Below are 20,150 nucleotides of genomic sequence, written 5' to 3' on the forward strand. Positions count from 1 at the left end.
ACTCTCAAGCTTAGCGAAGGGCAAAAAAACCTTGACCCCAATTTCCCTTGAAATTTATACTGTTCTCATACATCAACAGTCGTTCATGTATGTGAACACAAGACGAAGTATGGCAAGGTTGAAAGACCGGCCATACACCGGTTCGAAGAGGAAGTCAGTTGGAAGGAAACGAAAACATCGCGTCATCGGGCACCGAACGGCTATCCGGAGTGAAGAGCGCCTTGCGTGTGCTGGAAATCCTTGAGTTCTTCGCCCGAACGACGACGCCAGCCGCACTCACTCGGATAAGCGCAGAACTCGATATGCCCAAATCGAGCTGCCATGCCCTGATGGAAACGTTGAGAAACAGGGGCTACGTTTATTGGTTGGGAAAAGATCAGGGCTACTACCCCACCCGCCGCTGGCGGGACCTCGGAGAAGCGATCACCAAGCACGACCCAATTCTTTCTCTCGCCTCGCCGGTATTGCACGAAATCAGCGATCTCACCGGCGAAACAGCCATCATCGCCAAGCAAGAGGGAACCACCGTCCTCTATCTAGAAGTGGTGGAACCTAACCGCACACTTCGCTTCACCGCCTACGCAGGCCAAATCAAGCCCATGCATAGCGCCGCCTCGGGCCGGGCGCTCTTGGCTTTGCTTCCCCCCGACGAACGCGAACAAGTCCTCGCACAACTCGAGCTGTGCGCTTACTCACCCTATACGGTGACTGACCTAGAAAAGCTGCGCAAGACGATTTCCGAGGGAGAGCGGCTCGGCTACCACGTCGCAATTGGCGAATACCAACCTGATACGACAGCAATCGCTACGGGTTTCCGGTTCGGCAGCGAGACATATGCCCTATTGATAGGGGGACCGACATTGCGATTACAGGAGCGTATCGCCGAAGTCGGCAACTTGCTGGTAGCACGAGCAAAAAGCATCGCAGAGTTAGGTTAACCAAGCCATGCGCTCATCTCGAGAGAAGGAGGAATACATGAGGACGTGGAACGATCCAACCGGCGCCAATAACGATCAGCCCGAGGTCATGCCAGGAGATCTACGCCAACCCCCGTGGCACCACGTCATCCCGGAGGACGAGCAGGCCATTTACCGAGCAGCGGGTTTCGGCACCCCCTTCAAAGGACAAATCAGCCCTGCATTGTTGGTCATCGATTTGCAATACCGCTCGGTCGGCCACAAATGCCTACCTGTAATGGACTCGATCCGGGAAGAGTACCCAACGAGTTGCGGAGAGCACGGGTGGCGCGCAGTGCCACATGTCGCGAGGCTAATGAAGAAATTCCGGGAGATGGGGTGTCCTGTGATATTCCCGCACGTTGCTCCCAAGAGTGCCGCGGATGGGGGTAGGTTCGCCGACAAAGCGCCGGCAGTTATGTCCATCCCGGCAAGAGGGTATCAATTCGTAGAAGAAGTCGCGCCGTGCGAAGGCGAGATCGTGATTCCGAAATATCACCCAAGCGCATTTTTCGGAACACCTCTCATCAGCCACCTCATCAATCTGAAAGTCGATACGGTATTCCTAACCGGATGTACGACGAGCGGCTGCATTAGAGCTTCAGCCATCGACGCGACCTCTTACGGCCTTCGAATCGTCGTTCCTCATGAATGCGTTTTCGACAGGTCACAAGTATCGCACGCAGTGAACCTGTTCGACATGGCTAGCAAGTACGCCGATGTGATGCCTACCGATGATGCGCTCGCCCTCATGGACGAACGAATCAAGAAACCCGGCTAACCCGAAGGTGCAATCTACGACTCGCTCTAATCGCGAGCGGGCACGATGCGCACCTCCTTACTCAACCCATGGGTCAACACAAGGCCTACTCTCTAGGGGGAATGATGATGTCGAAGAAGCTCAGCAAGACTGGCTGGTTGGCACGCAGCCTAATCTCCGCCGCCTTCGTTATGTCGTGTTTACAGCCAGCCAGCGCCGCGGACGCTTTTCCGAGACAAAGTATGCGCATGCTCGTGCCGTACGCACCTGGAGGCGCGGTAGACAGCCTAGCTCGTTTGCTCAGCCAAAAAATGAGCGAAAGCTTTCATCAAACCATCGTCGTCGAGAACGCGCCCGGAGCTGCCGGAGTACTCGCTGTCAACGCGTTGATGCGATCCCCGTCTGACGGTCATACGTTGCTGCTAGCTGACAGCCAATTCATTATCGCCCCCATGCTGCTCAAGACTCCGCCCTACGACCCGGTGAAAGACCTCGCTCCCGTCGGGCTGGCAGGCACTGTACCCCTGTTTTTCCTCGTAAAGAACGATAAACCCTGGAAGAACCTGCAGCAGATGATCGACTACGCGAAGGCCAATCCAGGCAAACCGCTGACATACGGCACTGCTGGCGTTGGCAGCGTACACCATCTGTCGATGGAGGCTTTCAAGGCGGCCTCAAACTTGAATCTCGTCCATGTCCCTTATAAAGGCTCGGGGCAATCGGTACAAGGCATTCTGGCCGGCGATATCGACATTTTGGTCGCATCTCCCACTTCGGTTCAGGCCCACATTGAGGCTGGCACACTCCGTCAACTGGCGGTTACCAGTGGCACCCGCTCTCCTTTTGCACCCAACGTCCCGTCTATTGCAGAAACATACGGCGGCTACGACTACAGCACAGGTATAGGACTGCTCGCGCCCGCCGCCACGCCCTTGGCACTGAGAGAGCGCATTTCGGCCGCGTTAAATGCTGTCCTCAAATTGCCCGACGTCTCTCAGAGGCTGACCAAGGTCAATCAAATCATCATAAGCGGCGCTGGACCCACGGAGTACGCCGAAATCATCAAGACCGACAGCGCCCGATTCGCTACTGCGGTCAAACAGGCAGGCATAAGCGTCGACAACTGACATCACGATTACTTAATTCGCAACAGTATCAGGAGAGGCAATTGTGAATAATGTAGAGCCCCTACTCTTTCATGATTTGCAGCACCAGTTCGCGAAAACTCGCGAACCTTTAGCCGATGCGCGGCATCTTCCAGGTCAAGTTTATTCATCGCCAGAAATCGCCGCGCAGGAAAAAGACCGAATATTCATGAAAGAGTGGCTGTGCGTGGCCCATGTGGACGAGCTTCCCAATCCTGGCGATTACTTGACAAAGGAGATCGTCGGAGAGCCGTTCGTCGTCACACGAAATGCCGAAGGCCAGATCGTAGCGTTTATGAATATGTGCCTGCACCGTGGAGTCGCGGTCGCTTACGGTACGGGCAACGCAAAAGACTTCAGCTGCCCTTACCATGCTTGGCTGTACGACCTCGACGGCAAGCTGGTTACCGCTCCCAGACTGGAAAACGATTCTGCACCGCTCGGAAACAGCCGACTCCATCGTTTGCATTCAGTCGTTTGGCGAGGATGGATATTCGTTACGTTCAATCCAAATCCAATACCCTTTGAAGAGCACATCGGCGTACTCGGCGACGAACTTTGGTGGTTTCAAACGGACCAATGCGCCCTGGCAGACAAGATGGTTCTCGAAATCGACTGCAACTGGAAATTGTTGGTCGAAAACTTAGTCGACATTTATCACGTCCCCGTAATTCACAAAGGGACAATCGGCGCCTTCAACAACTATCGGAACCTGCAGGCCCGTCTTTATGAGCGCGGCTCGTGGGCTTATGACCAGAAGGGGCGCCCCCACTCGAAGACAGGTGAGCAACTATTCCCGACATTGCCATGGCTTGAAGGAAATGGCGCTGAAAACGCCACGCGCGCGGGCTTGTTCCCGAATATCAACATGTCCATGCGTTACGACAGCCTGCGCCTATGGCAAGCATGGCCCCGTGGCGTGGACAAAATGACCTTGGAGTGCTACTTCCTCTTCGACCCCAAGGCACTCAAGATGGAGGACTTCCATGATCGCCTGGATCACTATAGGACCTTCGTCCGACAAATCATCAAGGAAGACGCTGAAATGGTAGTGGCCCTCCAAAAAGCGATGAGCTCACGGTTCTACGAACCGGGACCGATGGCCAAAACAGAGATCGTCGTCCAACACCTGATGAAGTACTACCTCGAGGCAATGGGCATGTGACCGCGGCAACACGCGGAATAAAGAAACTGTAGGGAGCAGATCAATAACATGGTTGCAAGCTTGGAAACTTCCGTCCTGATTGTCGGAGCCGGCCCCGTCGGGTTATCCCTCGCGATCGATCTAGGTTCAAAAGGGATTGACTGCATCATCGTCGACCAACAAGAAAGCGTCGACGTTGTCTTGCCACGAGCTTCAGGTTTGAGCTCCCGTACGATGGAAATTTTCCGTCGCTGGGGAATTGTGGATATGGTCGCCAGTGCAGGCTTCCCTCAGGATTACGCACTAGATATCGTCTACTGCACGAGCCTGTGTGGATATGAGCTGGAACGGGAGCCCTATGCCCCGCTCGGCGGGCGCAAAATTCCTGACTTCACCCCTCAAGATAGACACCGCTGCCCTCAAAAATTTCTCGACCCGGTACTCGAAAAGGTAGCGACGAGCTATAACAGCGTTCGACTCATGCGCGAGCAGCGCTTGGAGCGCTTCGCATACGACGATGATGGGGTCACGGCGTATGTCCGGCACATTCGCGGTGGCAAGCGCAATAATTTCACTGGCGAAAACTTGGAAAAAGTCCAGATCGGAGGCGTGCCCGACGGTGACAATATCACCCGGATACGCGCGGCGTACATGGTAGCCTGCGACGGCGTTGACAGTGGTGTGCGCAACGCGCTGGAAATCGGAGTCTCTGGCATTCCTGTCATTAACTACACCGCAAGCTTGCTGGTATACAGCCCCAATCTACACCACAAGCACCCGATGGGAGCCGCGGAACGCTACATGCTGATTGGATCCGAGGGCATTTGGGGCAATCTCACTGTCGTCGATGGCCGAGACGAGTGGCGATTGTCACTTTCCGGTTCCGCAAGCAAGCTGGATCTAGCCAACATGGACGTCAATGCCCTTGTTCGCCGTTGCTTCGGTAGCGACGAGATCCCGTTTGAAGTGAAGGCGATTTCTCCGTGGCGCCGTCGCGAGATCGTCGCTGACCGATTTGTTCATGGAGGACGCATTTTCTTGGCCGGAGATGCCGCGCACGCCATGTCACCGACCGGTGGTTATGGCATGAACACAGGAATCGGCGACGCATTCGACTTGGGTTGGAAGCTTCAGGCGAACCTAGACGGCTGGGGTGGGAAGGCATTGCTCGAGTCTTATCACGATGATCGCTATCCCACAGCTCAGCGATTTGTGCGCGCGGCTACGGCTTTGTTCCGTCCGTGGGAGCTGGATCTCGACTACTCCAAGGTGTTGGACGACACGCCAGAAGGAGAACAAAGCAGGGCGCGTATCGGTGCCACGCTTAAAGAAGTGATGCTGCCGGAATGGGAAATCGCGGGCACGTCAATGGGTTACCGCTATGACGAATCTCGCGTTGTCATCAACGATGGCACGCCTCCTCCCCCGGATGAGCCCATGGTCTACGTACAAAGCTCTCGCCCCGGTTCGCGCGCACCGCATGCGTGGCTAGCCGACGGCTCCTCCACGCTCGACTGGTACGGCCAAGGCTTCGTGCTCGTTTCAGCGGCAGATGGTGTCGCCGGCACGCAACCATTCCTGAACGCTGCTGAAGAGCGCGGGATACCGATATCCGTTCAGGAAGCTCCACCAGCCGTGTCCGAGTTGTATGAGCGGCGCTACGTCCTGGTACGACCCGACGGACATGTAGCCTGGCGCGGCGATACCATTCCGCGAGATGTTGGTGCCGTGCTCGATACGGTCCGGGGAGTGTAGGGCCCCTACGCTCCGCACATCACTGTCAAAGCCGAGCCGGTGCGCATCTTTTCCCAAGAAACCCAGGAAGAAGCCGCACCGGTACCTTTCCACCGCATAGAAGGAGATATTGATGGCGTGGGTCATGATGGCACGCATGGGGGATTTCCAGGACGACATGCTTGCCTGCGAACACAACGGCGAGCATGTCGCATTGTTCCGCGTTGGAGAAACAATCCATGCGACGTCGAACGTCTGTACCCATGATTTCGCGCTGCTCACAGATGGTTTCTTCGAGGACAACTGCATCGAGTGTCCGCTACACGCCGCGCGGTTCGACGTGAGCACCGGAGAGGTGCAATGCGGACCCGCGCGAGAAAATCTTGCTGTCTATCCTGTCGAGGTTCGAGACGAAGAGATCTGGGTGGACTTATGAATGCCCACCTTGGCAATGTGCTGATAATCGGCGCAGGACATGCCGGCGCATCGGCCGCACGCGAACTCAGGCGGCTCGGCTACGATCGGCAAATCACCCTCGTAAGCGACGAATCGCACCTTCCGTACGAACGGCCAGCCTTGTCAAAAGGCATTTTGCAGGGCACAGGCCAGCTCGACAAAATAGCACTGTTCGGGCCAGACGAGTTAGCCGCACTCGACATTACCTTTCGGCCCGACTATCGGGTGACCGAACTTGACGTGAAGCGACGCCGAGTCTGCGATACCCGAGGTGATTGGCTGTCTTTCGACGCCTGCCTCATCGCGACCGGGGGACGCCCCCGCGTCCTTCCCACCCTACCGCCCGACGCAAAAGGTGTGCACTACTTACGCACGTTGGAAGATGCTCTCCGCCTACGAGATGCTTTGACACGCGTGCAATCGGTCTTAGTTGTTGGAGCGGGCTATCTCGGCCTGGAGGTCGCCTCGAGTGCGGCTGCGCTAGGTCGACAAGTCCATATCGTCGACACCGCCTCCCATCCGCTTTCGCGCAGCGCACCCATGATTCTAGGCCAGTGGCTGCATCAGCGGTGTTCCAAGGCTGGTATACAGACCATGCTAGGAAACGGGATTGCCTCGATTTCCCTCGAAGGTGACCACTACATTGCAACGCTGGACAATCACAGCAAGATCTTCGCAGACATCATCATCATCGCAGTCGGACAAGAGCCCAACATCGAACTTGCCAAGGCAGCAGGCCTATCCCTCGACGCCCTGAATGGGGGCATCCTGGTTGATGCATTGTGCACCACTAGCGAAACGGGCATTTATGCCGCTGGCGATTGCGTCAGCCAACGACATCCATGGTATGGGAATAGGATCCGCCTCGAATCTTGGCAATCGGCCAATGAGCAAGGATGCACGGCTGCAGCAGCCATGTTGGGCCTGCATCCCGCTCCGCGCGGCGTCCCTTGGTTCTGGACCGACATGCTTGATTGCAATATTCAAATCCTTGGAACGGCACGCGGAACGGTACTGTCGTACACCACTCGAGGCTCCCTTGTGGCCGAGGCCGAGCGCCCTAAGTTTCTCCTCCTTGGGATGGAAAACGATCGCCTGGTCCAGGTAATCGCTGTGAACGCAGGCGGAGATTTGCGTCTGCTGCGCAATCTCGTAGGCACCGACACTCCCGTGGATGCGCGCATATTGGCGGATGAAGGCATACCGCTCAAGTCCACCGTGCGCGAACTGCAGGCCTCAACGAATGAGCGTAGGTAACGACAGCATGTCCAGTCCAGTCTCTCCGCGCCCTGCCCCCTATGGAGGGCACGTTCACGCAAATGGAATCCGGCAACATTATTTGCATCACCCCGGCCCAGGCCGCTCCGTGATCATCGTTCCGGGTATTGTTAGCCCCGCCATTCTATGGACCCACATCGCAGAGCATCTTTCGGATTCCTGGGATATCTGGATACTCGACGTGCGAGGGCGAGGACTGAGTGAGCAGGGGGAGACTCTAGACTACGGACTGGACGTCTGTGCGGAAGACCTCGCAGCGTTTATCGCTGCTACCCGTTTGAACGTTCCCATCGTCATAGGCCATTCCATGGGAGCGCGGATAGCAGCACGCCTCGCCGCGCGATCGTCCGTAGTTGGCAAGGTGATCATGCTCGACCCGCCTGCTAGCGCTCCGGGAAGGCGTCCCTATCCCATTGCGTCCTCTCGAACGCTCGCAATGGTGAAAGCGGCAAGGCTCGGAGAAGGTGAGGCCTATTTACGTCAACCGGGTATCGCCCGCTGGCCTGAACCTCTGCTACGCCAACGTGCCGAATGGCTCGCCACATGCGACCCTCGCGCAATAGACGCCGCCTACCACGATTTTCATAGCCAAGACATCTATGACGACGTCTCACGAATCACTTGTCCTGTAACGCTCGTCGTCGCAGGTGCGAGCGGCGTGATCAACGCCGAAGAAGTCGAACAGTTCTTACGTAGCCAACCGCGACTGCGCATCATCGAAGCCCCTGGCGCGGCGCACCAGATCCAGGCGGAGAACGCCGACCTATGTCTGCGAATTCTCAGGCGGGCCCTGCAAGAAGGAGTGTAATGAAATGCCTACCCCCACATCTGCGGATTTTGACCTCGTGGAGTTGTTCCTAGAGGAACTTCGGCTGTGCAAAGTACATGAGGGCGAGCAGGTGGCCATTCTTAGCGCCACGGGAGAATGGTCCGAGTACGTTCAGGCACTGTTGAAGGCTGCCACTCGTCTTGGTGCCCAGGCTTTCAACCTTTCCGTCCAACGTGAGCAGCCTCGCCTGGCAGCCGTTCAGGGTCGCCATCCGTATGCAGGACGCGAACTATTGCTTGACATGCTCAAGCGCTGCGACATGGTCATCGATCTCGTGGGTCTGCTTTTCTCGCGCGAGCAGCTCGACATGCAAGCCGCTGGAGTACGCATTCTTAGAATCATGGAACCACCACATGTCCTGCGCGCGATGTTTCCTACTCCAGACCTCGCACGACGCGTGGAACGGGGCCGTGAAATTCTCATGCAGGGGCGCCACCTTCACATCACATCGCCCTATGGAACGGACATCGTTTACGAGTTGGGCCAGTATCCAGTCATGTCGGAATACGGCTATACGGAAGAACCGGGGCGATGGGACAACTTTCCGTCCGGTTTCGTTTTTACGCAAGCCAATGACGGTGCCGTGAATGGAACCGTCGTACTTCGGCAAGGGGATATCTTCGCCGCTTTCAAGCGTTACCTGCACTCCAACGTCGTCCTGACCGTCGAACGAGGCTACGTCGTCAAGATTGACGGAGACGGCCTAGATGCCGATCTGATGCGTACCTACATGGGAAGCTTTAAGGACCCCCGAGCATACGCCATATCACACATCGGCTGGGGCATGAACGACGCTGCGCGCTGGTATCACATGCATACCACCCGCCATCTCAATGACGAGCACATCATGAACGCGTTGTCGTTCTATGGAAACGTCTTGTTCTCGCTCGGCCCGAACGTGGAGCTAGGAGGAGACAACGATACCCCCTGCCACATGGACATCCCGATGCGCGGATGCAGCCTTAAACTAGATGGCGTGGATATCGTCCGGGACGGAGACATCGTGCACCCGGATTTGAAAGTGGAACGTCCTGTCAACCCGCCTACGACGACTCTACCGGCCTGACGAATAGTCAACGACGGAGCCTAACGCCTTCCTGCGTATCCAAGGCACTGTAACTCATAGGTAAGGCGAGTTCTCGAAAGAAAAGCGCGCCGCGGCGCGCTTTTCCATGTGCACGGCGGTCGACGCCGCAGCCCGTCACGCCTCAGGCTTCAGCCTGGACCGGGTTGCGCAGCACGCCGATCTTCTCGATCTCGATCTCGACGACGTCGCCCGGCTTCATCCACACTTGCGGATTGCGGGCCTGGCCGACGCCCGCGGGCGTACCCATGACGATGACGTCGCCCGGCTCCAGCGTGAGCACTTCGGTGAGCAGTTCGATGGTCTCGGGCACGTCGAAGATCATGTCGCTGGTGTTGGCGTCCTGCATGACCTGGCCGTTCAGGCGGCACTTGATGGACAGGTCGCGCGCGCCCGGGGGCAGCTCGTCGGCGGTCACCAGCGTCGGGCCGAAACCACCCGTGGCGTCGAAGTTCTTGCCGATGGTCCACTGGGGCGTGCGTTTCTGGTAGTCGCGTACCGAGATGTCGTTAAAGCAGGAGTAGCCGAAGACCAGGTCCAGCGCCTTGTCGCGCTTGACGTGGCGGCCGGCCTTGCCGATCACGACGGCGAGTTCCGCTTCATAGTCGAACTTGTCGGAAACGCGGGGGCGCAGCGTGGGCTCGCCGTGCGCGAGCAGCGAGGTCGCGCCACGGAAGAAGAACCAGGGGTATTCCGGTTTGTCGCGGCCACCTTCCTTGGCATGATCGTAGTAATTCAGGCCCAGGCAGATGATCTTGCCGGGCCGGGGAACAACCGGCGCATAGGCGAGGGAATCAAGGGACAGGCGGGGAGCGGACGAGGCGATGGCCGCCTTGCCGGCAGCCTGCAGGTCCACGCCGGCCTGCAGCGCGGCGCCCAAGTCGGCGGGCACCTGGGGTTGTGCCTGGTTCAGGTCGATGACGCCGTCGTCGGCCACGACGCCGAGGCGCACGGCGCCGTCTTTGCGGAAACTCACGAATCTCATCTCTAACTCCAGTGTGTGCAAGGGAAGAACGCGCATGCGCGACAGGCCGGCCATGCAGCGGCGCGCCTCGGGCGGCACATGCTCCTTTGGCCCCGCCATTTTATATATATTTTTCTTCGGCGCAATTTTTTGTACATATTTTCTCCACTATCGGCGATTTATACACATTCATATAAAATTGCCCCGACCTTTGCCAGTGCACTCCCGGGACGCCGGGCTTCTGGAGCATCCGTGGCACGAAACCCAGCCCATTCAGCCGACCAGGGCGCAGCCGCCCCCACCATGGCGTCTTCGCTCTACGACCGCATGCGCGCCGACCTGCTGGCGGGCCGCCTGCTGGCCCCCGGCCGCAAACTGCAAATCGAATTCCTCAGCCATCACTACGGCGCAGGACAAACGCCCGTGCGGGAAGCGCTGAACCGCCTGACGGCCGACGGGCTCGTCGAACAACGCGACCAGCGCGGATTTGCCGTGGCCTCCGTCAGTCCGGCGGATCTAATCGAGATCACCAACACGCGTTGTTGGCTGGAAGAACTGGCGCTGCGCAAATCCATGGCATCCGGATCCGCGCAATGGGAAGAGGAATTGGTGCTGGCCTTCCATCGCCTTTCGAAAACCCCGCGCTCCCTGCACCCGGACCGCTTCGAGGCCAATCCGGAATGGGAGCAGCGGCACCGGGCTTTCCACCGGGCGCTGATTGGCGGCTGCGGCTCACGCTGGTTGATCGGGTTTTGCGAGCAGCTGGCAGACCAGCTCTATCGGTATCGACAGCTCTCCGTGCAGAAGATCTTCCCCGACCGCCCCATCCAGGAAGAGCATCAGGCATTGATGGATGCGATCACCGCCGGCAACGCAGACCTCGCGGTGACGCTCTTGACGCGGCACTACCAGGAAACCGCCCGCATCGTGCTCGAAGACCCGGAGGCATTTGCTAGGGGCTAGGACCGGGTGCCGCCGGCGTACCCGCCCTGGCGCCTTCCGCCGCGAAGAACGGCCGCGGGCCCGTGCGTCAGCGTTCGGAAGAAGGTGCCGTAATGATGCCACCGCCCAGGCAGACCTCACCGTCGTATAGCACGGCGGACTGGCCGGGCGTGACGGCCCATTGAGCCTGCGGGAAGCTCAGCGCAAAACCGTCGCCAGCCGCGCTTTCCAACACCGCCGGCGCGTCGGGCTGGCGATAACGCGTCTTGGCCCCGTACGAACCGGGCGCAGGCGGCTCGCCCGCCACCCACGAGGCCTGCTCCGCTTGCAGCCCATGGCTCAGCAGCCAGGGATGATCGTGCCCTTGCACCACATACAGGGTGTTTGCCGCGAGGTCTTTTTTCGCGACATACCAAGCATCAGCCGTGCCGTCCGCCTGTTGATGCCCTTTGACGCCGCCTATGCCCAAGCCCTTGCGTTGACCGAGCGTGTAGAAAGACAGCCCCACGTGCTGGCCCACGACCTGGCCCTCGGGGGTGCGTATGGGCCCCGGCTTGGTGGGCAGGTAGCGATTCAGGAACTCGCGAAACGGGCGCTCGCCGATGAAGCAAATGCCAGTGGAATCTTTTTTCGCCGCATTGGACAGGCCAAGCTCATGGGCGATGCGCCTCACCTCGGTCTTTCGGATCTCGCCTAGCGGAAATACCGCCCGCGAGAGCTGCTCCTGGTTCAACCTATGCAGGAAGTAACTCTGGTCCTTGGTATCGTCCAAGGCCTTGAGCAGCTGGTAACGCCCCGCATCGGGCCCCGACTCGACCTTCCGGACACGCGCGTAGTGCCCTGTGGCGATGCGTTCCGCGCCCATGCGCATGGCATGGTCCAAGAACGCCTTGAACTTGATCTCGGCATTGCAGAGGACGTCCGGGTTCGGCGTGCGACCGGCCGAATATTCGCGCAGGAACTCCGCGAAAACGCGGTCTTTGTACTCGGCCGCGAAGTTGACGGCCTCGATGTCGATGCCGATGACGTCCGCCACGCTCGCGGCATCCAGCCAATCCTGCCGCGTCGAGCAGTACTCGGAGTCGTCATCGTCCTCCCAGTTCTTCATGAACAGGCCGACGACCTCATAGCCCTGCTGCTTCAACAGCCAGGCACTGACCGACGAATCCACCCCGCCGGACATGCCGACGACGATGCGTCCCTTACTGCTAGCCATGATGCTTATCCAAAATTGCCGGGTGAGTGTAAAGGGCGTCCAGGGCAAGCCAGGGCCGCCCCGAGGCCCGGGCACGCAGGTAGTCGTCCACGCAGCGCATGACCAGCGGGCTGCGGTGTTCTGCCTGCCGCGCGCGCAGTTCGTCGGCGTCGATCCAGAACGCGCGCCGGATGCCTTCGTCCAGGCTCCTGCCCGGGACGGGATCGCCCGCCGCACCAACGAAGGCAAAGCGCAGGTAGGTAGGCGCAGCCTCGCCCCCGGGGCGCCACAAATACGTGCCCAGCAGCCCTTCCGGCAGGAACGGGTGCGCGGTTTCTTCCAGGGTTTCGCGGCAAGCGGCCTGGGCGAGGGACTCCCCCGCTTCCAGGTGGCCGGCCGGCTGGTTCAGCCTGAGGCCTTCGTCCGTCTCTTCTTCGATGATGAGGAATCTGCCGTCACGCTCGATGACGGCGGCGACGGTCACGCGGGGCGCCCAAACCGTGTAAAGCTCGCTCGGATCCATGCGGCATTTTATCCCGCCGGGAGCTGTCGATGCCTGCCCGCCGCATGCTAGGATGCATCGGGCCATACGGGGGAACGCACACACCGCGCAAGACGGTAGCGCCCTCGTGCCGGGCTGCCACAACGCACGAAGGAGAATCTCATGAAGATTGGGATCCCGACTGAGATACGGCCGGGGGAGACTCGCGTTGCCGCCACGCCGGAAACGGTGAAGAAGCTGGTCGCCGGCAACGCAAACCAGGTGCTGGTACAAGCCGGCGCTGGACGCCACGCCTGCTTTACCGACGAAGCCTATGCGGCCGCGGGCGCCAGCGTGGTGCCGGATGCCGCGCAAATCTATGCCGAGGCAGACCTGGTCCTGAAGGTACAGGCGCCGCAGGATGCCGAACTGCCACATCTCCGTTCCGGCCAAATGCTGCTCGGCATGCTCAATCCGTTCGACGCCGAGGGGCTTGCGAAGCTCGCCGCCACCGGCGTAACCGCCTTCGCCCTGGAGGCGGCTCCCCGCATCACGCGGGCGCAGAGCCTGGACGTGCTTTCTTCTCAGGCCAACATCGCGGGCTACAAGGCGGTCATCGTCGCTGCCGACCACTACGGCCGCTTCATGCCCATGCTGATGACCGCAGCCGGTACCGTAAAAGCGGCGCGCGTGGTCGTGCTGGGCGCGGGCGTGGCCGGGCTCCAGGCCATCGCCACGGCCAAGCGGCTGGGCGCGGTGGTAGAAGCCTCGGACGTGCGCCCGGCTGCCAAGGAGCAGGTCGAGTCGCTCGGCGCCAAGTTCATCGACGTGCCCTACGAAACCGAAGAAGAACGCGAGATCGCCCAAGGGGTGGGCGGCTATGCGCGGCCCATGCCGCCGGCCTGGATGGCGCGCCAGGCTGCACTGGTCGCGGAGCGCTGCAAGCAGGCCGACATCGTGATCACGACCGCCCTGATCCCGGGGCGCCCGGCGCCGGTGCTGGTCACTGAAGAAACGGTCGCCGGCATGAAGCCCGGATCGGTCATCGTCGACCTCGCCGTCGAACGCGGCGGCAACTGCCCGCTCTCCAAACCCGACGAGATCGTAGAGGCCCACGGCGTCAAGATCATCGGCTATACCAACCTTGCCGCGCGGGTCCCGACGGATGCCTCGGCACTCTACGCCCGCAACCTGCTGGATTTCCTGAAGCTAGTCATCGACAAAGACGGCAAGCCGGCCATCCAGCGCGAAGACGAAATCGTCGCCGCCTGCATGGTATGCGACGCCCACCGTGTGTTGAGGAACAAGTAATGGAATTCATCGACCACACCATCGTCAACCTCATCATCTTCGTGCTGGCCGTCTACGTCGGCTACCACGTGGTCTGGAACGTCACCCCCGCCCTGCACACGCCGCTGATGGCGGTGACCAATGCCATTTCGGCCATCATCATCGTGGGCGCCATGCTCGCCGCCGCCTTGACGGACACCGGCCTGGGCAAAACGATGGGCGTCCTCGCCGTCGCGCTCGCCGCGGTCAATGTTTTCGGCGGATTCCTCGTCACCCGGCGCATGCTGGAAATGTTCCGGAAGAAGTCCAAGCCCGCCACTGCCGAACCGTCCAAGCAGGAGGCCCGCTGATGCTCTCGCTCAACGTCGTCACCCTGCTCTACCTCGTTGCCTCGGTGTGTTTCATCCAGGCACTCAAAGGACTTTCGCACCCCACGACGTCCCGCATGGGCAATGCGTTCGGCATGGTCGGCATGGCGATCGCCGTGCTGACCACGGCCGCGCTCATCGTCAAGCTGAGCAGCGAGCCCTGGGCAGGCCTGGGCTGGGTCATTCTCGGGCTGCTGGCGGGCGGTGCGGCCGGCACCGTCATGGCCAGGCGCGTCGAGATGACGAAGATGCCAGAACTCGTGGCTTTCATGCACAGCATGATCGGCCTGGCCGCCGTGTTCATCGCGATCGCGGCGATCGCCGAACCGCAGGCCTTCGGCATTGCCGCACCCGGCCAGGCCATCCCCATCGGCAACCGCATCGAACTGTTCATCGGAACCTTCGTCGGCGCCATCACGTTCTCGGGCTCCGTGATCGCATTCGGCAAGCTCTCGGGCCGCTACAAGCTCCGGGTGTTCCGCGGCGCACCGGTGGTCTTCCCCGGCCAGCACATGCTGAACCTGCTGCTCGCGCTGGTGATGATCGCCTGCGGCATCTGGTTCGCCGTCACGCAGCAATGGACGCCCTATGCGATCATGACCGCCATCGCCTTCGTCCTGGGCGTGCTCATCATCATCCCCATTGGCGGTGCCGACATGCCAGTGGTGGTCTCCATGCTCAACAGCTACTCGGGCTGGGCAGCCGCGGGCATCGGCTTCTCGCTGAACAACCCCATGCTCATCATTGCGGGGTCGCTGGTGGGGTCGTCCGGCGCCATCCTGTCCTACATCATGTGCAAGGCGATGAACCGGTCGTTCTTCAACGTGATATTGGGCGGCTTCGGCGGGGACGCCTCGGCCGGAGGTGAAGCTGGCGCGCAGCAACAGCGCACGGTGAAGTCGGGCAGCCCCGAGGATGCCGCCTTCCTCCTGGCCAACGCCGAAAGCGTCGTGATCGTTCCCGGCTACGGACTGGCCGTGGCGCGCGCCCAGCACGCGCTCAAGGAACTCTCCAGCAAGCTGGCCGAGAAAGGCGTGGACGTGAGATACGCCATCCATCCGGTGGCCGGCCGCATGCCCGGCCACATGAACGTGCTGCTGGCCGAAGCAGAAGTGCCCTACGATCAGGTCTATGAAATGGAGGACATCAACTCCGAATTCGGCCAAGTAGACGTGGTGCTGGTGCTCGGTGCGAACGACGTGGTCAACCCGGCAGCGAAGAACGACCCCAAATCGCCCATCGCCGGCATGCCCATCCTCGAGGCCTACAAGGCGCGCACCATCATCGTCAACAAACGGTCGATGGCCGCGGGCTACGCCGGCCTGGACAACGAGCTGTTCTATCTCGACAAGACCATGATGGTCTTCGGCGACGCGAAAAAGGTCGTCGAAGACATGGTCAAGGCCGTGGAGTAAGCAAGGCCTTCAGCGCGGCGATCAAGGCGAGCGGCTGATCGAGCATCAGGTAGTGGTAAGACTCTGGGATCACGATTGGCCCGCGCCCGCGCCGCAGGCAGCCCACGATGCGTTCGGCCTCCTGCGGGCGGATCACCGTGCTGGACTCCCCGCGTAAGTAGTCCACGGGGATGTCGAGGCCCCTGAGCACGACGCCCATGTCGGGCTCGTGGGGCCCGGGCGGCAAATATGGATCGAATTTCCAGATCCAACCGCCGCCTTCGGGCCGGAGCGAAAAGCGCGCAACGTGGTCCAGCAGGAACCCGTTATCGCACGGTTGTTCCGGCGTCAGCCGGTAACGTGCGCGCGCGCTCTCGAAATCCGGATAGGGCTCGAGGCGCGGCTTGCGAGGGGCGGCCGCCGCACTCGGGGGGCTGTCCGCAAAGCGGCAGATGCTGTCGACGGCCACCACATGGGCGATCAAGCGGGGAAACTCTGCCGCGGCCCGCAATGCCCGCGCACCGCCGAAGCTATGCCCGACCACCACTGCGGGAGCCAGCCCTGCATCCTCGACCACGGCCGCGATGTCCGCCGCAAAACCCAATGCGCTGTATGTCTTGCGATGCCCGCTATCACCCATGCCAGATAAGTCCATGGCCACGACGCGATAGCGGTCCGTGAAATATGGCGCGATGAAATCCCAGTAATGTGCATGCGCGCGATAACCGTGCACGAAGAGCAGGCCCGGGCGGTCCCGGCTCTCGAGGCCCCACGCCAGATAATGCAGCCGGGCGCCCTCTGACATGACGAATCGCGACTCGGGGCGATGCGCCAAGGCACGCTCAAACCATGCAGGCATGCCGGTTTTGTGGGGCTCGCCCATGGTTCAGTCGATCCGTGCCCGCGGCTGGGCGGCGGACCCTTCGACGACCGACGCGTGGCGGCTGGATTTTGCAATGTCCAGGCGCGCCTCGCCCACGAGCTGCATATGGCGCGCTATGGCAGCCCGGCGCTCGGCCAATACCAGTTTCTTCGTCAGCCGCATCGCGCGGGAGGAATGGCGCGCAAGCTCTTGCGCCAAGGAGAGCGACTCGGCATAGGGATCCGATGCGACACGATTGACTAAGCGAATCTCCCGGGCCTCCTCTGCCGTGTAAGCGCGGCCGGTCAGCATGATTTCCAGCGCTGCGGCTTCACCCACAATGCCAGGCAAGGTGACATCGCTGATGCCGGACAGCATGCCGTGCTCCACCTCCGGAAACGCCAGGCGTGCGTCCGGGCCGGCGATGCGCAGGTCGCAGTGGATGGCCAGCGTCAACCCGAATCCGATGACATAGCCGTGCAGCGCAGCGACCACCGGCTTGGTCAGCTCGACTCCCACGGTGGGGATCGCATTGGCCAGGACCTCGGTATCCACCGTGCGCCCCGTCTCTTTCATCTCCTTGAAATCAGATCCGGCCGAAAAGGCCTTCGGGCCTGCGCCGCGAACGACGATCGCCCGCACGTCGTCCCGGGCCTCTGCCTCGCGCCAAATCTCGCCCAACGCCATTTTGTGCGCCGAATCCAGGGCATTGAGACGCTCCGGCCGGTTCAGGGTGACAACGAATACGCCGTCCCCCTCGCTTTGAAATTCGATGCTCATCGTTGCTCCTTGCGGCGCCACCCACATCGGCGCCAGCGGGAAGGCCATTCTAGGAAGAGTTTGTATAGAGCACAATATGTGTTTATTATGAACATACCATTCCATCGCTTCCTGGATGCCTCACTGGCATGAACGTATCTTCGCTTCTCGAACACGCGGCCAAGACCTGGCCCGACCGCTGCGCACTGATCGACGCCGAAACCGATAGGCATTACAGCTTCCGGGAATTCGTCGGTTCCGTGTTCGAGTGCGCGCACCGGCTGCTCGAGACATTCGACACCAGGCCGGGCGACCGCATCGCGCTGCTGGGCGATGCAACGCCGGGGTTTCTGTTCGCCGACTATGGCGTCATGAGTGCGGGACGCGTGAAGGTATCGCTGGACCCCTCGCTGGCCACGCGCGAGCTGCTCGCCCAGATCCACGACTCCGGCGCACGCGTATTGCTGTACTGCCCTGCCTATGCCCCGCACGTCGATGCGTTGCTGCCAGACCTGCAAGCCGGAGGCATCGAGGCACGCAGTATCGACACCATCGTCCGGGACCAGCCCATGGCCAGGACCACTTGCCCCGTCCAGTGCCAATCGGACTGGATCGCGGCGCTAAATTACACGGGTGGCACGACGGGGATTCCCAAGGCCGTCGTGCATACGCATGGCAGCTACTGTGCTGCACTGCTCAACATCGCCGAGGCTCGCCGCCGCTGGACGGGAGACCGGATGCTCAATGTGCGGCCGCTCTGGCCGATCGCCGCAATACTGTTGCTGGCGCATTTAATGCAGGGCGGCACGCTGATCCTAGGCGCACATTTCGAACCGGGCCGTTTTCTTGAGCTCGTAGAACGGTATCGGCCGACCTGTACCTCGCTCGTGCCTACCCATCTGATCCGGATATTGCGGCGCTGGGAAGTCCAGCGTTCGGACGTGACCTCGCTCGCGTGCATAGAGGTGGGCGCCGCCGCCATGTCGCCGGAACTCTTCGAACGCGCCGTTGCCGCGTTCGGCCCGATTTTCTCCGTCATTTATGGCCTCACCGAGGCGCCGTGGAGCTGTTATCGGCCCCCCTCCTCAGCCTGGGAGCTCCTGGCTGATCCGGTAAACACGCTGGGCCTGGTCGGGGCCACCACCACGACGACCGAAATCGTTGTTTCCGACGGACTAACCCATCTTCCCCCCGGCGTTACGGGCGAAGTGCTGATTCGCGGCCCCCACGTCATGCAAGGCTATTGGAACCAACCGGAACTGACCGCGGCCGTCCTCAAGGACGGATGGTTCCACACGGGAGACCTCGGCTGCCTCGACCAGCATGGCCGCCTGCGCATACAGGGCCGGGCCAAAGCCCTCATCCGGACCGGCGGCAAATCAGTGCAACCCGCCGAAGTCGAAGAAGTCCTCTGCGGCCATCCGGCCGTGCTCGAAGCCGCGGTGGTCGGCGTGGAAGACCTAGAATGGGGAGAAATCGTCGCGGCGGCGATCGTGGCAAGACCCGGCGTGCCAATGAGCGCGGACGACATCCATGCATATTGCCGGGAAAACCTATCCTCGCATAAACGCCCGAAATACGTGCTATTCATGGACGCCCTGCCAAGATCGCACTACGGTAAAGTGTTGACTCGGAAAATTCGTGAAGCGATAGCGGCCAGCCGGACATCCCTGCCGCACTGATGACGGCCAGGCCTGCGGCGCTTGGTACTTTTTCTCATCGAGCACAAACCTTGCAGACGATGCCTGAACTGCCCTCTTCCGACGCCGACGGCGGAGGACGAGTGCAATCCGTAGACCGTGCCTTTGCGGTGCTGCGCGAGCTCACGGCCACGCCCAAGGGGGCCACCGCGCTAGAGCTCTCCCGCCGCACGGGCATAGAACGCACGACGGTCCATCGGCTCCTCAAGACCCTCATCCATTGGGGCATGGTCACCGCACACGAAGGAACGTACGCGCTGGGGCCTGAATGCCTCTTGTTCGCAGCTGGCCATATCAGCCGCCGGGAGATCCGGCGGGCCGTGCTGCCCTACGCGGTCGAACTGCAGGAAAAAGTGCTGCAAGGGCGCTCCGCCCTGGTTTCCATCTCGATACCCGCGCGCGACCGCATCGTCATCGTCGAGCGCATCTGGACACCGCTCACGCCCATGAACGTCATCATCGAGATCGGCGACCAATTCCTGATCGACGAATGCGCCAGCGGTAAATCAGTTCTTTCCACCTACTCGGAAGAACGCTGCATCGCCACCCTGGGCCAGGCCCGCTACGACAAAATACGCCCGGACTTACGCAAGATCCGGCAGGCAGGCGGGTTCTGCATGACCGTCGGCAACTACAAGCGGGGGCTCGCCTCCATCGCCTTGCCGTTTCGAGGACAAAGCACCGAAGCGCTCGGCGCCATCGTGGTTTCCGGGCTCGACCTGGAGGATTGCCTGGATGCGGAGTCCCCCCTCGCGCAGCATCTGCACCGCGCCTGCGAGAACGTCTCCGCGGCCCTTCGGCACGGCTGA

20 protein-coding genes are annotated in these 20,150 nt (G+C 60.8%); 15 read left to right on the forward strand and 5 right to left on the reverse strand.

Features of this window, described 5'->3' with window-relative positions:
• The first annotated feature begins 158 nt into the window (after positions 1 to 158).
• From Q0319_RS14375 to Q0319_RS14415, 9 genes are all read left to right on the forward strand, one after another.
• On the forward strand, positions 159 to 938 hold the full coding sequence (locus tag Q0319_RS14375) for an IclR family transcriptional regulator (protein WP_299453701.1): 780 nt from the start codon (positions 159 to 161) through the stop codon (positions 936 to 938).
• Between the two features lie 37 nt (positions 939 to 975).
• Positions 976 to 1,737 carry an isochorismatase family protein gene (locus Q0319_RS14380; RefSeq protein ID WP_299453704.1) on the forward strand — a complete coding sequence of 254 codons (762 nt, stop codon included), beginning with the start codon at positions 976 to 978 and terminating at the stop codon, positions 1,735 to 1,737.
• A gap of 221 nt (positions 1,738 to 1,958) precedes the next feature.
• On the forward strand, positions 1,959 to 2,843 hold the full coding sequence (locus Q0319_RS14385; protein WP_299453707.1) for a tripartite tricarboxylate transporter substrate-binding protein: 885 nt from the start codon (positions 1,959 to 1,961) through the stop codon (positions 2,841 to 2,843).
• Positions 2,844 to 2,886: 43 nt separating this feature from the next.
• The gene (locus Q0319_RS14390; RefSeq protein ID WP_299453710.1) at positions 2,887 to 4,026 is read left to right on the forward strand and encodes an aromatic ring-hydroxylating dioxygenase subunit alpha; all 1,140 of its coding nucleotides are present in this window, start codon (positions 2,887 to 2,889) and stop codon (positions 4,024 to 4,026) included.
• A 48-nt stretch (positions 4,027 to 4,074) separates the two neighbouring features.
• A complete protein-coding gene (locus Q0319_RS14395; protein WP_299453713.1) occupies positions 4,075 to 5,760 on the forward strand; it encodes an FAD-dependent monooxygenase in 1,686 nt (561 codons plus the stop codon).
• 112 nt (positions 5,761 to 5,872) lie between these two features.
• A complete protein-coding gene (locus Q0319_RS14400; protein ID WP_299453716.1) occupies positions 5,873 to 6,175 on the forward strand; it encodes a non-heme iron oxygenase ferredoxin subunit in 303 nt (100 codons plus the stop codon).
• Positions 6,172 to 7,452: an FAD-dependent oxidoreductase gene (locus tag Q0319_RS14405; protein WP_299453719.1), complete on the forward strand. Its 1,281-nt coding sequence runs from the start codon at positions 6,172 to 6,174 to the stop codon at positions 7,450 to 7,452. Before Q0319_RS14400 ends, Q0319_RS14405 begins: the two co-directional genes overlap by 4 nt.
• A gap of 109 nt (positions 7,453 to 7,561) precedes the next feature.
• Entirely contained in the window at positions 7,562 to 8,281 is a 720-nt protein-coding gene (locus Q0319_RS14410) for an alpha/beta hydrolase (protein ID WP_299453721.1), read from the forward strand.
• A 4-nt stretch (positions 8,282 to 8,285) separates the two neighbouring features.
• On the forward strand, positions 8,286 to 9,368 hold the full coding sequence (locus tag Q0319_RS14415; RefSeq protein ID WP_299453723.1) for a 2,5-dihydroxypyridine 5,6-dioxygenase: 1,083 nt from the start codon (positions 8,286 to 8,288) through the stop codon (positions 9,366 to 9,368).
• Between the two features lie 142 nt (positions 9,369 to 9,510).
• Here the strand turns inward: Q0319_RS14415 and Q0319_RS14420 are convergent, their stop codons facing one another.
• Entirely contained in the window at positions 9,511 to 10,371 is an 861-nt protein-coding gene (locus tag Q0319_RS14420) for a fumarylacetoacetate hydrolase family protein (RefSeq protein ID WP_299453726.1), read from the reverse strand.
• Between the two features lie 231 nt (positions 10,372 to 10,602).
• Between Q0319_RS14420 and Q0319_RS14425 the strand changes: the two genes are divergently transcribed.
• Positions 10,603 to 11,313: a GntR family transcriptional regulator gene (locus tag Q0319_RS14425; protein ID WP_296469523.1), complete on the forward strand. Its 711-nt coding sequence runs from the start codon at positions 10,603 to 10,605 to the stop codon at positions 11,311 to 11,313.
• Between the two features lie 67 nt (positions 11,314 to 11,380).
• Here Q0319_RS14425 and mnmA read toward each other — a convergent pair whose 3' ends face one another.
• A complete protein-coding gene (gene mnmA / locus Q0319_RS14430; protein WP_296469525.1) occupies positions 11,381 to 12,508 on the reverse strand; it encodes a tRNA 2-thiouridine(34) synthase MnmA in 1,128 nt (375 codons plus the stop codon).
• Complete coding sequence (locus Q0319_RS14435) at positions 12,501 to 13,010, reverse strand: NUDIX hydrolase (RefSeq protein WP_299453731.1); 510 nt, start codon at positions 13,008 to 13,010, stop codon at positions 12,501 to 12,503. Before Q0319_RS14435 ends, mnmA begins: the two co-directional genes overlap by 8 nt.
• Positions 13,011 to 13,151: 141 nt before the next feature.
• On the opposite strand from Q0319_RS14435, the gene Q0319_RS14440 reads away from it, so the two are divergent.
• From Q0319_RS14440 to Q0319_RS14450, 3 genes are read left to right on the forward strand one after another with little or no spacing between them, the layout of a single operon-like run.
• Positions 13,152 to 14,279, forward strand: coding sequence for a Re/Si-specific NAD(P)(+) transhydrogenase subunit alpha (locus Q0319_RS14440; protein WP_299453734.1), 1,128 nt, complete (start codon positions 13,152 to 13,154; stop codon positions 14,277 to 14,279).
• The gene (locus Q0319_RS14445; RefSeq protein ID WP_296469531.1) at positions 14,279 to 14,608 is read left to right on the forward strand and encodes an NAD(P) transhydrogenase subunit alpha; all 330 of its coding nucleotides are present in this window, start codon (positions 14,279 to 14,281) and stop codon (positions 14,606 to 14,608) included. The genes Q0319_RS14440 and Q0319_RS14445 overlap by 1 nt, the downstream gene beginning before the upstream one ends.
• A complete protein-coding gene (locus Q0319_RS14450; protein ID WP_296469533.1) occupies positions 14,608 to 16,041 on the forward strand; it encodes an NAD(P)(+) transhydrogenase (Re/Si-specific) subunit beta in 1,434 nt (477 codons plus the stop codon). The genes Q0319_RS14445 and Q0319_RS14450 overlap by 1 nt, the downstream gene beginning before the upstream one ends.
• Here Q0319_RS14450 and Q0319_RS14455 read toward each other — a convergent pair.
• Both Q0319_RS14455 and Q0319_RS14460 read right to left on the reverse strand, forming a co-directional pair.
• A complete protein-coding gene (locus tag Q0319_RS14455; protein WP_296469535.1) occupies positions 16,025 to 16,879 on the reverse strand; it encodes an alpha/beta hydrolase in 855 nt (284 codons plus the stop codon). The two genes, Q0319_RS14450 and Q0319_RS14455, sit on opposite strands and share 17 nt — an antisense overlap.
• Before the next feature lie 27 nt (positions 16,880 to 16,906).
• Positions 16,907 to 17,662 carry an enoyl-CoA hydratase/isomerase family protein gene (locus Q0319_RS14460; protein ID WP_296469537.1) on the reverse strand — a complete coding sequence of 252 codons (756 nt, stop codon included), beginning with the start codon at positions 17,660 to 17,662 and terminating at the stop codon, positions 16,907 to 16,909.
• Positions 17,663 to 17,790: 128 nt separating this feature from the next.
• Between Q0319_RS14460 and Q0319_RS14465 the strand changes: the two genes are divergently transcribed.
• Together Q0319_RS14465 and Q0319_RS14470 are read left to right on the forward strand one after the other, a co-directional pair.
• Entirely contained in the window at positions 17,791 to 19,323 is a 1,533-nt protein-coding gene (locus Q0319_RS14465) for a class I adenylate-forming enzyme family protein (RefSeq protein WP_296466970.1), read from the forward strand.
• 59 nt (positions 19,324 to 19,382) lie between these two features.
• Entirely contained in the window at positions 19,383 to 20,150 is a 768-nt protein-coding gene (locus Q0319_RS14470) for an IclR family transcriptional regulator (protein WP_296466973.1), read from the forward strand.

Origin of the sequence: uncultured Pigmentiphaga sp., assembly GCF_937950555.1 — a bacterium.
GTDB lineage: Bacteria > Pseudomonadota > Gammaproteobacteria > Burkholderiales > Burkholderiaceae_B > Pigmentiphaga.